This window comes from Nocardia sp. BMG51109, from assembly GCF_000526215.1.
Lineage (GTDB): Bacteria > Actinomycetota > Actinomycetes > Mycobacteriales > Mycobacteriaceae > Nocardia.
Genome location: NZ_JAFQ01000004.1, coordinates 3928193 through 3942298 on the forward strand (window position 1 = coordinate 3928193; position 14106 = coordinate 3942298).

8 protein-coding genes are annotated in these 14106 nt (G+C 69.1%); all 8 read right to left on the reverse strand.

Annotated features, from left to right (window positions below):
* Positions 1-88: 88 nt before the first annotated feature.
* The 8 genes from D892_RS0119405 to D892_RS0119450 all read right to left on the reverse strand — a co-directional run bounded on the left by D892_RS0119405 (position 89) and on the right by D892_RS0119450 (position 13646).
* Positions 89-448, reverse strand: a complete 360-nt coding sequence (locus D892_RS0119405) for a PepSY domain-containing protein (protein WP_084161130.1) — start codon at positions 446-448, stop codon at positions 89-91.
* Between the two features lie 117 nt (positions 449-565).
* The gene (locus D892_RS0119410; protein WP_024802848.1) at positions 566-1687 is read right to left on the reverse strand and encodes a DUF475 domain-containing protein; all 1122 of its coding nucleotides are present in this window, start codon (positions 1685-1687) and stop codon (positions 566-568) included.
* A 542-nt stretch (positions 1688-2229) separates the two neighbouring features.
* The gene (locus D892_RS0119415) at positions 2230-3201 is read right to left on the reverse strand and encodes a hypothetical protein (RefSeq protein WP_156959580.1); all 972 of its coding nucleotides are present in this window, start codon (positions 3199-3201) and stop codon (positions 2230-2232) included.
* Between the two features lie 347 nt (positions 3202-3548).
* Positions 3549-4547 (reverse strand): nucleoside hydrolase, encoded by a 999-nt coding sequence (locus tag D892_RS0119425; protein ID WP_024802850.1) that lies wholly within the window; start codon positions 4545-4547, stop codon positions 3549-3551.
* A complete protein-coding gene (locus D892_RS0119430; protein WP_024802851.1) occupies positions 4540-5988 on the reverse strand; it encodes a hypothetical protein in 1449 nt (482 codons plus the stop codon). Before D892_RS0119430 ends, D892_RS0119425 begins: the two co-directional genes overlap by 8 nt.
* 740 nt (positions 5989-6728) lie before the next feature.
* A complete protein-coding gene (locus tag D892_RS0119440; RefSeq protein WP_024802853.1) occupies positions 6729-9554 on the reverse strand; it encodes an ATP-binding protein in 2826 nt (941 codons plus the stop codon).
* Positions 9548-11347: a hypothetical protein gene (locus D892_RS0119445; protein ID WP_156959581.1), complete on the reverse strand. Its 1800-nt coding sequence runs from the start codon at positions 11345-11347 to the stop codon at positions 9548-9550. Before D892_RS0119445 ends, D892_RS0119440 begins: the two co-directional genes overlap by 7 nt.
* A 340-nt stretch (positions 11348-11687) precedes the next feature.
* A complete protein-coding gene (locus tag D892_RS0119450) occupies positions 11688-13646 on the reverse strand; it encodes an AfsR/SARP family transcriptional regulator (protein WP_024802855.1) in 1959 nt (652 codons plus the stop codon).
* Positions 13647-14106 lie beyond the last annotated feature (460 nt).

The following is a 14106-nucleotide window of genomic DNA, read 5'->3' on the forward strand; positions in this document are numbered from 1 at the left end:
GTAGGGGGACTGGGTATTCGGTGACGGGTTGATCGGGGACGCTACCGGCCGGACGACTGCCGGATCGGCCCGCCGATGGATGGACGTCTCAGTTGTCGTCGTCCACCCCGACATTCAGTACCGCGCCGGTGTCGGCGTCGATTCGTACCTCGTGTTCGATCCCGTCCGGTGTCGTCAGATCGACCTCCCATTCCGGACGGCCCCGGTCGTGGTCGAGGTCGGCGCCGGTGACGGTGCCGCCGGGTACTGCCGCCAGTGCCGCGTCGATGGCCTGCTGCCTGCCGATCGTCGATGGAACGATCTCGGCAACGTGCGCCTGGGAGCGGTAGTCGAGCGGAGACCCCGAGGTGATAGCGGTGGCGAGTGCGGTGGAACCGGTGATGACGGCCGCGGTGGCGGCGCCGGCGAGCAGCCAGCGCACGCCTTTTCGACGGATGAGAACTGTCACGGTGACCTCTCCCGAACAGGTATCGACGGAATATGCCGACCATGGTCGCGAGAGGTACCTGAAGGTGCGCTGAAGACGCCTGAAATTTACTTCAGAAACACCTTCGAACCGGGAGCGTCACATGCTGTCCGAGGCGAGAGGGACAGGGGTTTCGGTGGTGCTCCGGGCGATTCGTCGGTTGCGCCGCACCGAGGATATGAACGACCAGCCGATCAGGACGACGCCGGCGAGGCCGGTGATCACCTCGTTGATCTCGTACCGGATGGTGACCAGCAGGAGTATCGCGAGCGCGCCGATCGCGTAGTGGGCGCCGTGCTCGAGGTACACGTAGTCGTCCAGGGTGCCCTGGCGGACCAGGTAGACGGTGAGCGACCGAACGTACATGGCGCCGATGCCGAGGCCGAGCGCCATCAGGACGATGTCGTTGGTGACGGCGAAGGCGCCGATGACGCCGTCGAAGGAGAAGGAGGCGTCGAGGACCTCGAGGTAGAGGAACATGACGAACGCTGCCTTGCCCGCGAGGGCCACGGCCGGGCGCGGCTTGCCGGTGCGCTGGGCCTCGAGTTCGCGTGTCTCTTCGTCTTCGAGGCGGCTTTCGAAGAAGCCGGACAGGCCGCCGACGATGAGATAGGTGATCAGGCCCGCGGCACCCGCGATCAGCACGGTCGTCTGCTTGTCGGCGTGGCCGATGTGCTGGTGGGCGTGCGGCGCGAAGGCTGTTGCGGCGATGAGCAATACGATCAGTGCGAGGCAGAGCGACAGGGCGTTGATCTTGCCCAGTTTGGCGATCGGCCGCTCGATCCAGCGGAGCCACTGGATCTCCCGCTCCTGAAACAGGAAGTCGATGAAGATCATCAGCAGGAACATGCCGCCGAAGGCCGCGATGGTCGGGTGCGCGTCGGTCACCAGCTGCTGGTAGCGGTCGGGCTGGTCGACGGCGAGGCGGACCGCCTCGACCGGTCCCGTCCCGGCGCTGACGGCGACGACCACGACGGGGAAGATCAGGCGCATGCCGAATACGGCGATCAGCACGCCGATGGTGAGGAAGATCTTCTGCCAGAAGGCGTTCATCTTCTTCAGGACTCCGGCGTTGACCGCCGCGTTGTCGAACGACAGCGAGATCTCCAGGACGGCGAGGATCGCGACGACCCCGAATGCGGTCCAGCCGCCGTAGAATGCCGCTGCGATCAGGCCGAGCACGGTGATCGCGAAGGACCAGCCGAACGTTCTCAGAATCATGGGCTCATCCTTCGTCGGGGTGAGTGCGGCAACCTCGGGGTGTGAGTGCGGCATCCGGTGTCGGCGGATCCGGATCCGGATCGCCGGGTACGCAAAACGGCAGCGGCAGGTGGGCGCCGATACGCATCGTGTAATACGCGGTCAGGTGAGGCAGGGCGTTGTCGTGGTTCGTGTCGCCGTCGTGGTTCGTGTCGCCGAGGCACGAGACCGCCGCCGTGTGAGTGGACTGCGGGTACTCGTCGGCGTCGGCGGCGGGCCGGGCCCGGCAGCATGCGGGGTGCAGAATGCCTCCTCGGTGGGCACGGCCGTCGATGTGCTTGCCCCGTACGTCCGTTCGGGGCAGTTCGTCCGTATCGATTATGCCCGCTGCTAACGGTTCTCGGTGTCGCTCCGGGGCACAGCCTCGCACCGGGGTGCGGCAATCGCCGTCCCGCCGACCGAGACCGCGCTTTTCGGAACGGCATCCGGTAACCGAGTGCCGCCGTGCGGGCTGCTCGACCGGGCCGGGGCGTGCTCAGTATGGAACACGCCGGCGGCGTCGTTCAGATCGGGTCCGGGGTGGTGTGGAGGCCGAGGTGGTGGGTGATCAGGTCCAGGGCCGCCCGGATGGCGGTTTCGTGGTCGGTGTCGGCGAGTGCGTGGTGGGCGCCGGGGTCGAAGGTGGGGCCGGGTTCGCGGGTCAGCCAGTACTCCTGAGCGGTTCCGCCTGTGAAAGCCAGTGGGACGACCGGGATTTCGGCCTCGTCGGCGATGCGCGCCTCGGTGGCGGTGCCGGCCCCGCCACCGAACAGGATGACCAGCCGGCTCCGGCGGATCATCTCGTGGCGGGCCTCGTCGAGGGTCTTGTCGAGGAATTCGAGTGTGCCGAAGTTCCTCTGGACGGGCGCCGGGCGGCGGGAGGTGGTGCGGCGGAACAGGGTCAGCCGGTCGGGGGTGTAATGGGTGTGGGCCTGCAGGGTTTCCGCCATGGCGTAACCGGTTTCGAGCGCGGGCCTGGAGGCCATGACGAGGAGGCTGACCGGCAGTTGGGCGAGCGTGCGGCCGAGCAGGCCGGCGACCGGGTTCCACCGCGGATCGGTGTAGTTGCCGCCCAGGAAGATCGGGGTGTCGGCCCTGGCGCGGTAGGCGCGGGCGAGGCCGGAGGCGAGCTGCGCCAGGATCCGGTAGCGGTAGGTCTTGAACTGGTGGTCGGAGCAGCCGCGATCGTGCTCGCGGACGTACTTGAGACGCTCCGTGACGTTCTTGCCGACCAACCCCGGCTCGGAGGCCAGCAGCACCTGAGCGAGCCGCCGGCCGGCCGAATCGGGTATCCCGGCAATCTGCGAATGTAACTGGCCGACAACCCATTCGGCGATCAGATCGCGGTAGCCCGGTAGCTCGAGCTGCGGCTTCCCGACGAGGGCGACCAGGACGTCGTCCATGGCCAGCATGGCTTCGACCGACAGTTCTCGTGCTCTGCGGCCGTAACTCTCCAGCGCCTGATGCAACGGTGTGCGGATCCGCGATGACGTCATGGCCACCATGATTACGCGGGTTTCAGCACACTGTCCGCTTGTCGGGAGCAAATCATCCACAATCCCCCGAACTTTGCCACCTGTGCTTCGGCGCGCGGGTTTGTAATGTCGGGATCGACAGGTGCCGGAGGCGTCACGTGTGCGGGGACTCCGCCGCCGGTTGGTCGTCGGAATCCCTTTCGGAGAGAAGGGAAGTGGCAGTACTGTGGGCAGACACCGTCGACCCGTCGGACTCGTGGAACGAATGACTTCGCTGCTGTGGGTCCCGGTCGCCGCGGCGGTTGCGGTGATCGTGATCCGGCGGCTGCGTGACGCGACCGGTTACCGGGGTGAGTGGGCGTATGGCATCAGGGCGTGAGCAGGTCGGCCAGCCAGGTGCGGAAGGCGGGGTAGTCGGCGCGGCCGGAGACCCAGAGCGGGCTTCCGCCGGCGTCGGCGGACATGCGGGCGTCCTCGGCGAGAGTGAGACGGCGGCGGCCGAAGTCGACGAAGGGCAATTGCAGGGCCGCGGTGAGGGCGAGCGGATCGTGCTGCATGCTCCTGGGGTGGAATCGCCGGAACCACCGGTCCAGGTGGGCGGTCAGCAGCGCCGCCCAGGCGGGCGAGCCCGGTTCGGCCAGCGACTTGTAGACGGCCGTGTCGGCGTCCACGGCGGTCTCGTCGGTGAAGGTGATGTCGGACAGCACGAGTTGCAGGGCCGGCACGGTGTCGACGACGTGGCGGGCGGCGGCGGGGTCGAGCCGGAAATTGTGCTCGGCGCGCCGGGGATCGCGATAGTTGATGGCCCCGCCCATCTGAGTGACCACCAGGCGCCGGGCCAGTTCCGGTGCGCGGCGCAGGATTTCGGCGAGGTTGGTCAGCGGTCCCATGCCGACCCAGCGGACCGGCCCGTCGGTGGCGGCGCAGACGGTGCGCACCGCGTCGAGCACATCGGTCGGCTGGCGCGGCACGTCGTCGGGGACGAGATCGTCGACGACGTAGTAGCGGTTGTTGCCGAGATCCGCGCCGGCGACGACGGGGATGTCCTGCCGGTCGAGCAGGTCGAGCAGGTGGCGAGCGAATCGTGCCCGCCCGCCGTGGTTTTCGTCGGTGGTGAGCACGAGGGCGAGTTCGGGTGCGCCGCGGGCGGCACAGGCGATGGCCAGGGCGTCGTCGGGGTCGCCGCCGATATCGGTGTCGATGATGAGCGGGGTGCCCCGGACCGGCGGGGGCGGCGGCCCGTCGCCGCGGAGGCGTTCCGCCAGCGGGCCGAAGCCGAGATCGGCGTAGCGCTCGGCGAATCCGGGCAGGGATCCCGACGCCGATTCGAACGTTTCGTCGGCGTCCTCGTTATCGATGTCACCCATCATCGGCTCCTCTCGACTGCGGGTACTGTCGGTGGAAATCTGCGACATACGTCTTCTTGTCGTCCGGCGAGCCGAGCCACGGATAATCGCGCCACGCGGAGGCCGCCGCCGTGTCGTCGAGCCCCGCACGGTCGACCGCGGTACGCAGGTCGGCGAGTTCTCCGCCGGAGCGTGGCACGAACGAATCCATGAGTTCGGCGAACGCGGGGTCGGTACTTCCGGTGCCTGTTACCCATGATCGCACCTGTCGTGCGAAGTTTTCTGCCTTCCCGGACAGTTCACCGCGCGAGTCGCCGCCGGCGTCGCGCAGGTCGGCGACGTAGCGGGCGTAGTTGGCGACGGCGAGTTGGCCGGCGTCCATGACCGCGAGCCGCACCGCGGCGTCGGTGTAGTCCTGGGAGACCACGGCGGGGTCCAGCCGGTCCAACCGCGGGGATTCCGGCTGCCGGATCGGTCGGCCGTCCTCGTCGTAGCCCCGGGTCTTCCCCATCGAGCCGCGCAGGATGTGCTCGATCGTCAGGACGGCATCCTTCTCCGTGAAGATCGCGAAAGGACTGTCCGGTGCGGTCGCGTCGCCGGCGGAGGCGTCGGCGGGGAGATGGAGGGCGTGCCCGGTCTTGCTGTCGGGATGCGGGTCGCCGCGGGCCTGTCCCAGGAACAGGTAGTGGCCGTGGACGTTGAGGTCGGGGTAGAGGGCCGTCAGCAATTCTTGGACCGTGCCTTTGAAACTGGAGTCGACGATGATCACGTCGGCGCCGGGCGTGGCGACGGGGACGCCACGAGATTCCACGTGGTTGGTCAGGCGGGCCCTGGCTCCGGGGATCTCTTCCGGGTCGACATCGGTCCGGGTGGCGCGGAAGGGCGCGAGCTCGTCGAAGGTGCGCCCGGTGTGGGTTTCCACATCCTGGACCGCAGCGTCGGCTCGTGCCCGCGGGACGGCGATGAGGGTGCAGTGGGAGTCGAAGAGGTTTCGGTCGAGCTCGTAGGCGGCCAGCGCGAGGCTGTCGCCGTCGCGGCTCACGAAGGCGATGACGGTGCCGGGCGCCTTGGCGAGGTGTTCCCGGCAGGCGTCGAGTATGCGTTCGGTGTAAGCGGTGATGAACGGTGCGTGATTGTCGGCGACCACGTCGTAGGCCCTCTCGACCGCGGCGATCGCGTCCGGGGCGTCGATACCGTGCCCGGCGCAGATGGCGTCGATACCCTGCCGCCGGCGCTCTGCGGCCTCGGCCTGTAGCCGTGCATCGAGCGTTTCCGGGGCGGCCGGGAGATCGGGTATGCCTGGTGCCGAAGAGGTTTCGAATGCCTCGGTCCGGGGGCCGGGTTCGTCGGCCGTTGCCGAACGGATTTCCGCCGTGTCGGCGTGCGGCTGGAATTCGCCCGCCGTTTTCGGAGGGGTTTCCGCGGTCTCGCCAGGGTGGGCCGGATCCTCGTCGGCCCTCATTGTCGAATCGGAGGCAGCCGCTTCGCGTTCCGGCTCGGGGATTCCGTCTGCCGTTGTGGCCGACCGGGTTGCAGCGGGCTCCTGCTGACCCCAGGGCGTGTCGGCTGCTGCCGCGGAGCTTTCTGTTTCGTCTCGGGGCGCGTGTTCCCCGTCAGCCGTTGGCGTCGAGCGGGATTCGACCGTTCGGTGTTGCGACGTGGAGGTGTTGTCGGCCGTAGTGGCCGAGGCGATGCCGGCAGCGTTGTGCTGGACTTCGGATTCTTCGATTGCCGCCGAACGACTTCCGGTGGATCTGCGCTGATCCTCGGGTTCGTCGCCCGTTACCGAGCCAATTTCACCGCTCTCGTGCCGGGCGGTGGATTCATCGGCGTTCCCGCCTGGCTCGAGCTCGATACCGCCGGGGCGGCCATCGTGGTGGAGTTGGCTGACAGCTCCGGGATCGTCAGCAGGAGAGCCGGTTCGGATGTGCCCCGCGGGTTCGGCATCGGTCGGTCCGCGGGTTCGCTCCCCCTCATCCGCATGGGAGTGGGCGGTACGGTCGCTCGCTTGCTCCGCCGGTCCGGGGAGATCGAGCCCGAGTAGGCGTTCGCTGTCGTTGAGGGCTGCGTCAGGCCTGCGACCGGCTGGGCTCGCGGTGTTTCGCCGAGCGACCTCGGCGTCGCTGCCGGGTCGATCCTGCGAGGTCTCCGGCGGCGTCGCGGCGGCCTCGCGCGGGTCCGGGGGAGGTTGGCCGTCGATGCTCATGGACCACCTCGCGTGGTGTCGTCCGGTGCGGGCAGCTCCGGTGCGGGCAGTAGAGCCAGCGGCCACCGCATCAGTCCGTGCAGGTGGGCGGTGGCGTGGCGCAATCGTTGTTCGATCGAGGGGGCGCGGCTGAGCCGGTCGATCGTGGTCGCGAGCAGGCCGGGTTCGGGGCCGGTCACGATGCGCGGGTCGGCCCAGTTGTCCGGATGGGCGTGCAGCATGTCGCGCTGTTCGGCGAGGGTGTCGCCGGGCAGGTGGAGCCCGCGCTTCGCCCACGCGGTGGTGTCCGGATGCGGCCGATCCGCGGGCAGCGTCTCGTCGCGCAGTGCCTGTTCGACGTCGACCCACCGGTAACGCCCGGCCTGCCAACGAGTTTCGTCGTCGGCGCAGGATGCGGGCAGGCAGTGCAATGCGGCGGCGGCAACCTCGTCCAAGTGGTCGATGAGTTCTTCGGGCGGAAAATAGGCGACCAGCCCGGTGTAGCGGTGGCCGACCGCGGTGCGGAGGCGGTGGCCGACGGCCTCGGTGAGGATCGCCGGTTCGATCCGGGCGATCCACGTCGTGAGCCAGTCGGGGTCCGGGCGCGGGCCGGGGCGTCCGACGAGGTGCGCGATCACCGTGAGCTCGGTCCACAGGGTCAGGCGGGGGTCGTCGGCGAGCGAGTGGGCACGGTGCAGATCCCGCAGCGCCAAGGGCGTTTCGCGCGGTGCGGGGAACAGCGCCGGCGTCGGGCCGGGGTGGCGTGCCTCGCGTGTCTCGCCGAGCGGGATGTCGATGCGGACCGGGCGGTCCATGCCGTCGGTGAAGACGACCGCGCGGCCGGGCGGCAGCGACACGATGTGCCGGGATTGGGCCGGGCCGAGATTCATGGTGGCGCCGACGAGATCGCGGTCCTCGGCGGCGGGGAGGCGGTGCACGATCTTGAGCGCGGTGTTCTTGACGACATCGGGCGTGATCTTGCTGGGGATCTGCTCGGCGACGACGATTCCTTCGCCGTAGGCGCGGATTTCGGCCAGCAGGGCGGTGAACAGCTCCACCGCGTGCGCGGACTGGCTGCCGGGTTCCGCCCGGCGCAGCAGCCGGTGGGCCTCCTCGAGGACGGTGACGTGCGCCAGTCCGGCCGAGCGGTCGGTGCGGTGGGTGCGCAGGTGCTCGGCGATGCGGATGAGGACCGCGCCGATGAGGAAGGCCTTGTCGGCGTCGGTGCCGATGTCCTCGATCTCGATGACGGTGTCGGTGGCCAGCAGGGCGGCGGTGTCGAGGCGGTAGCGCCCGTCGAAGAAGCGGCCGGGCGTGCCCAGGCGCAGCGATCCGAGCCGCACGTCGATGAAACCCCGGACGTTGTCGGTGATTTCGCGGCCGTAGCCGATGGTGTCGACCACCGCGAGGGCCGTGCTCCGAAGGTCGCCCAGGGTCGGATAGCGGGGTGTCCGGCCGGGGCGGCGGGGTGCGCCGACGACGGTGTCCCAGCCGAGGTCGGTGTAGCAGCGGGTCAACGCGTGCGACAGCACCTGCGGGAACGGTTCGACGGCGTCGAAGGAGGCGAGGAACAGGGCGCGGATGAGGTCGATGTGGGTTTGCAGCGGGAACCCGGGTTCGGGTTCGAGGGGGTTGATTCCGGCGGGGACGCTGTCGGGGTCGCCGGGCCGGATCACCGTGACGGGTGCCCCGGTGCGGCCGGCCATGGCGGCGTATTCGGCCTTGGCCGGCTCGATGACCAGCCATGGAATTCCGGCGGTGTGCAGGTGCTCGAGCAGGTGCCGCACGGTTTGGGATTTGCCGGATCCGGTTGCGCCGGCGACGAATCCGTGCCGGTTGAGGGTGTCGCGGGTGACGGTGAACCGATGGACGGGCGCATCGGCGGAGTCGAGGACGGTGCCGAGGTCGATATCGCCGTCGTGTTCGGGCGTCAGGTCGAACTCGGCCGCCTCGACCATGCGGATGCCGGGTAGTTCCCGGCGCGGCGGTCGGGCCAGTTCGGCGAGGAGTTCGGTATCGGCCAGGAAGGGGGAGCGGGTGTCGGCGCCGGTGACCGGTGCCGCCAGCGTCTCGGCGAGACCGGCCGCCGCCGGATGCGGGGTGAGCAGGTAGGGGAGATCGTCGAGATCGGCCGCGCTGCACAGCAGTCCGGCCGCTCGATGGGTGCCGGCGAGGTCGTCGCCGCCGACGAGCACGTGCGCGTTCCACACACCGCAGGCACGTGCCCGGGTCAGCTCGCGGTACCGGAATTCGCCGCGCTGCACGGCGATTCGGGCAGGCTCGGAGTCCTCGCGGGCACGCCACAGCGGCAGCTGCACTTCCAGTTCGGCCAGTTCCTCGTCGACTCGGGCGGGCGGAACGGGGGAGGCCACGACGAGCCATACGAATCTGCCCGGCAGGTGAGTGATGTAGTCCTCGAAGCCGCCGCGCCGGGGGCGGCCCGCCGCGGAGCCGGGTGTCGGCAGCCACAGGGAATCGGCGCGACCGGTGCACCGTATCCAGACGGGCATCCGTTCCCACTGCGTCACCACCGATTCCGTGGGCACGGCCCGGGCCGTGGCCCCCGGCGGAAACAGCATCCGGTCCGCGTCGCGGCCGGCTATCGACGGAAACCGGGGGTCGCCGCCGACCAGCACTCGGATCCGGCCGTCGGCGCCGATCCGGTCCCAGGCCACCGCCAAGGAGCACTCGGTGCCGGTGAGACACAGCGTTGCGTGGGCCGCGGTGAGTGCGGCGAATACGGCGACGCGCTGGTGCCGTGCCTGCCGGTCCGCCGGCCGGTCGCCGTCGGGGGGTGGCGACGGAATGGTCCGGATCTGGTGAAAACCCAAGCCGCTCAACATGATGCCGCCGTCGCGGTGCGTGGTGCGGCGGCGACCCGATCGAGCAGCGCGATCCCGGGATTGCAGTCGCCGGCGACGACCCGCCGCCCGTGCCCTTCGTTTTCCACCCAGACGAACGCCGTCGCCGGCAGCGACTGGAACGTCGTCGGCTCCACCAGGTACTCGTAGGCGCGCGCCCAGGTACGTCCGGTCGACGTGTTCTCCGCGCGCGACCAGCTGGTGGTCTGTGACCAGGTGGCCGCCCGGGAGTGGGAGTCCGAGCTGCCGGCCGACGTCGGTGCATAGTTGTCGGTGACAGTGGAGGTCACCGAATCACCGGTGGTGTCGGAGATTCCGTCGGTGAAGCTGCGGCCGATCTGCTCGGTCAGCTGCGACAGCACGAATCTGTGCCCGCGGCCGACGAAGTCGGCGGCGGCCGCGGCCTCGGCGGCGTTTCCCAGCCGCATCAACAGCGCCGCGCTGCCGGCGGCGCCGAGCAGCTGCGTGTGCTCGCCGCGCAGATGCTCGGACATGGTAATCAGCCGCAGCCCGGCGCGGCCGGTGTGCCGGGCCAGCGCCTCCAACTGCTCGGTGTCGAGGCGATCGGCGCCCGCGACGACCACGGCGCCCGGCGTGGCCGCGGCGCCGGCCCGGACCTCGTGCATCGTCCGGGCGAAGACGAGCCCGTCGAGCAGGTGTTTGCGGCGCGCGTTCGGGTCGGCGGTCGCGACGACGCGCAGACCTGCCCGGGGCCGGACCGGTTCGAGCGTGGCGGCGGCGGGCAGGTCGCCGAGCAGGCGCAGCGCCGCGGTCAGGAATCGCAGCTCCTCCTCGGCGAGCGAGCCGAGGGTTTCGGTGATCCGGTTCAGCCGGCGGATCTCGTTGCCGGACAAGCTGTTGTGCCGCTCGGTGTCGAAGGTGCGGCGCAGCACCGACAGACCGGCCGCGATCCGCCGGAAGGTCCGCGGTGGTTCGAGGCAGTCGTGCACGGCCTCGACCAGCTCGGCGTCCACCGCATGGACTCGTGCCGCATCCGGTGGCGAGCCCCGCATCGCGGCCAGGACCTCGGCCACCATCTCGCCGGCCTGTGCGGAGGGCAGATCCGCGACACCGACCACGCCGTCGCGCGGCACGCGGTCCACTCGCACGCCGTAGCCGACCGTACCGGCCAGCGTCGCCAGTTCCGCCGCCACGCCGCGCTCGGTGAAATCCAGGATCAGCACCGTCGAACCGGTCGACAACAGCGAAAGGCCCAGTGTGGCAAGCAGGCTCGACCAGCCGTCGGCCGTGCCGCCGAATACCGTCACCTGGTTCCAGTCCCGCTCGGGTTGCACCGGATACCACCGCACCGCCGCCGCGAGCCGCTCCTGCTCGCGCCGGTCATGCTCGGCGACTTGGGATTTCCACCGATTCATCGCCGTCTCGAACCGGCTCCATTCCTCGGCCGCCCGTGTCTCGTGCAACCGGCGAGCGGTGGCGTATTGCATTCCCGCGAGGGCGGACCACGCGGCGACCGGCGCCAGTACCACGCCGGCCGCCACCGGCCACCACGCCAGCCCCCACGAGGCGGCCAGCACCGTCGCGAACGCCGCCGTGAGCACCCCGGCGCCCAGCATCAGCGGGATCCCGCGCACCCGCCCGCGAAACCGTTCGAGACTCCGCGGCTCCGCGAACCCCAGCCATTGCGGGGCGCAATCGTGCACAGGACTCGGCGCCGGCGGTGCGGGAACGACATATTCCCAGCCCCACCGTTCCCGCGCACCCAGTAGACGGGCCGCAAGCTGGTGATTGCCCACCATCGACAACTGATCCACGACATCCCCCGGAGAAATTTCAGGCGTGGCGACACTGAAACCGGCACCGACAGAATAAGAGCCGACTGCTATTTCACCGTCGAATCGTTACCGAATAGCAGCCTTACCGGGCGGGCGATGTGCGTGCATCAGGACGGTCCGGAGAATATTGCGACTAGCTACGAGTTGTCTTGTGGCGCAGCGCTGTCCGCAGAGTTCGACCCCACATGGATAAACGGGGTCGATCCATCGGTTAGCTGATATTGCAATTCTTGTCGCTGGAGTTACCGCTGTGTTCTCGTTCGGTGGTAACGCCTGTTCGCTCGTTTGTACGCCGGGCGTGCGTGCGGCCGGACGATGGCTATGGCCGTATCCCGTTGCACCGGGCCACCCGCTGGGCGCGGTCGGACGCTCGGGGCGATGCTTCGGTGCGGTCGAGGTCGGCGAGGTGGTTCAGGGTCGCGGCGTAATCTTTCACCAGGTTGTGGAAGCGGTAGTGTTCGGGCACAACCTGTTCCAGTAGATGGATGTCGACGAGGGCCTCCAGGATCTGTTCGGCGGCGTCGACCTCGATATCGGCCAGCGCGGCTGCGGTGTGGACGTCGAAGTCGCGGGTCGGGTGCAGGCCCAGCAGCCGGAACACGCGTCGCTGATCGCCCGGCAGGTTCTGGAAGCCGGCGGTGAGCGCGGCCGATACGCTGCGGGACCCCGCCGACAGGTGCGCGAGCCGACGGCCGGGTCGCCGAAGCCGCTCGGCCAATCGTTCGATGGGCCAGACCGGACGCGCGCGGAGCCGGCCGGCGGCGATCCGGATCGCGAGCGGGAGACAGCCGCACAGCCGAACGGTTTCCTCCATCGCATCGGGCTCTGTCAGGACTCGGTGGTCATCGACGATGGTGGCGAACAGCGCCGCGGCGTCCTCGCGCGAAAGAACGTCCAGCGACAGGGTTTTGGAGACTTCCAGGTCGACCAGCCGGCGCCGGCTGGTGATCAGGACCAGGCAGTCGGGCGTGCCGGGCAGCAGCGGCCGAACCTGGTCGGCGTCGGCCACGTTGTCGAGGACGAGGAGCACCGAACGAGAAGCGATCCTGGTGCGCCACAATGCCGCTCGGGCGTCCACGTCCGGCGGTATCGACTCGCTCGGCACTCCGGTGGCACGTAACAGCCTGTCCAGCGCCACCATCGGTTCGACGGGTGCGCTCTCCGCGGCATGCCCGTGCAGGTCGAGGTAGAGCTGGGCGTCGGGGTAGCGGCTGCTGAGCCGATGGGCCGCGCGGATCGCCAGCGTCGTCTTACCGACGCCGGCCATGCCATCGATCGCCTGGACCAGCACGGTCCGGCGGGCCTCCCGCGGGGGTACGTCGGCGAGCAGACTGCGCAACTCCGCGCTCCGGCCGGTGAAGTCCGCGATGTCGCCGGGAAGCTGATTGCGGCTCCTGCCCGAGAGGATCCCCTCGCCGGGCTGTCCGGCCTCGACTGCGGTCGAAACCGCTCCACCGCAGTCCGATTCGTCTCGGCGGGTGGCTGTTCGCGAGGTCGCGTCGGCCGGCGGATCGATCTCGTCGCGCAGGATCCGCTGATGTAGTTCGCGCAGTTCGCGGCCCGGCTCGATGCCCACTTCGTCGACCAGCCGGCGCTGCGCGTCCTGGAAGACCATCAGGGCCTCCGCCTGGCGGCCGCAGTGGTAGAGGCCGAGCATGAGCAGCGTCCGGAGCCGCTCCTGCAGCGGGTACGAGGCGACCAGCGGAACGAGGTCCGCGACCGCGTCGGCATGCCGTCCGCGGGCGAGCTTGATCTCGGCACGGTGTTCGAGAGCGGTGAGGTACTTCTCCTGCAATCGGCGGCGTTCGTTCTCGACGAGCGGGCCCGCCAGGCCGCTGAACGGCTCACCACGCCACAGTGCCAGCGCGGCATCGGTATGGGCGGCCGCTGCCGTGAGGTCGTCGTCGCGCAGGCATCGTTCGGCTGTCGCAATACGTTGGTCGAAGGCGACGAAATCCGATAAGGACGGGTCGCCGCGCAGTACATAACCCGTCTCGGCCCATACCAGAGCGGATTCCGACACATTACATACCTTGCGTTGTGCCAAGGCCCGCCGGAGGCGGCTGACATAGGTCTGCACGCCGTTGCGTGCGTCGCCCGGTGGGTGTTGGCCCCACACCGCGTCGACGATGGTATTCACCGTTACCAGATGGTTCATCGCCAGCAGCAGTGCCACGAGCACCGCTTGTTGTTTCGCCGGTCCCAGCTCGATTTCACGGTCGTCCCGCCACGCCGTGAACGAACCGAGCACGCCGTATCTGATCTGGGGTTGCGCCATGGACAAAGCCCTCCTGAACCATGTGCTGCCGATCCAGCATAGGCCGCGCGACCCCCCGTTCGGCCCAAGCACACACCCCTTCCTCGAGCCAAGAAAGATTGGTGTAGCCTCACCCTGGTCTGACCAGCTATTTGCGCATGAGTACAGCGTTGGTCACGCAGGCTGGGACACCCTGGTCGGGTGTATGACTACACGACCGGGGGACCCCGATTTCCGGGACAATCGAAAAAGCCTCCGCTTCACAATAGCTCATCTGATTACGGTCGCCTGTTCAAGCCCGAGCTCGATCATGTCGATCACGCGGCGTATCGGCTGACCCGCCGCGTCGCCGTACTGCCGCGCGCTGCGGTCGGGGATGTCACCCATGCGGGGTCGGAGTGGCCGGCGGGTGCGACGCAGGTCGACGCCGAGGTCTGTCCGTAGGTACCACCGCCGAGATGACACCTGAGGAAGCTTCGCC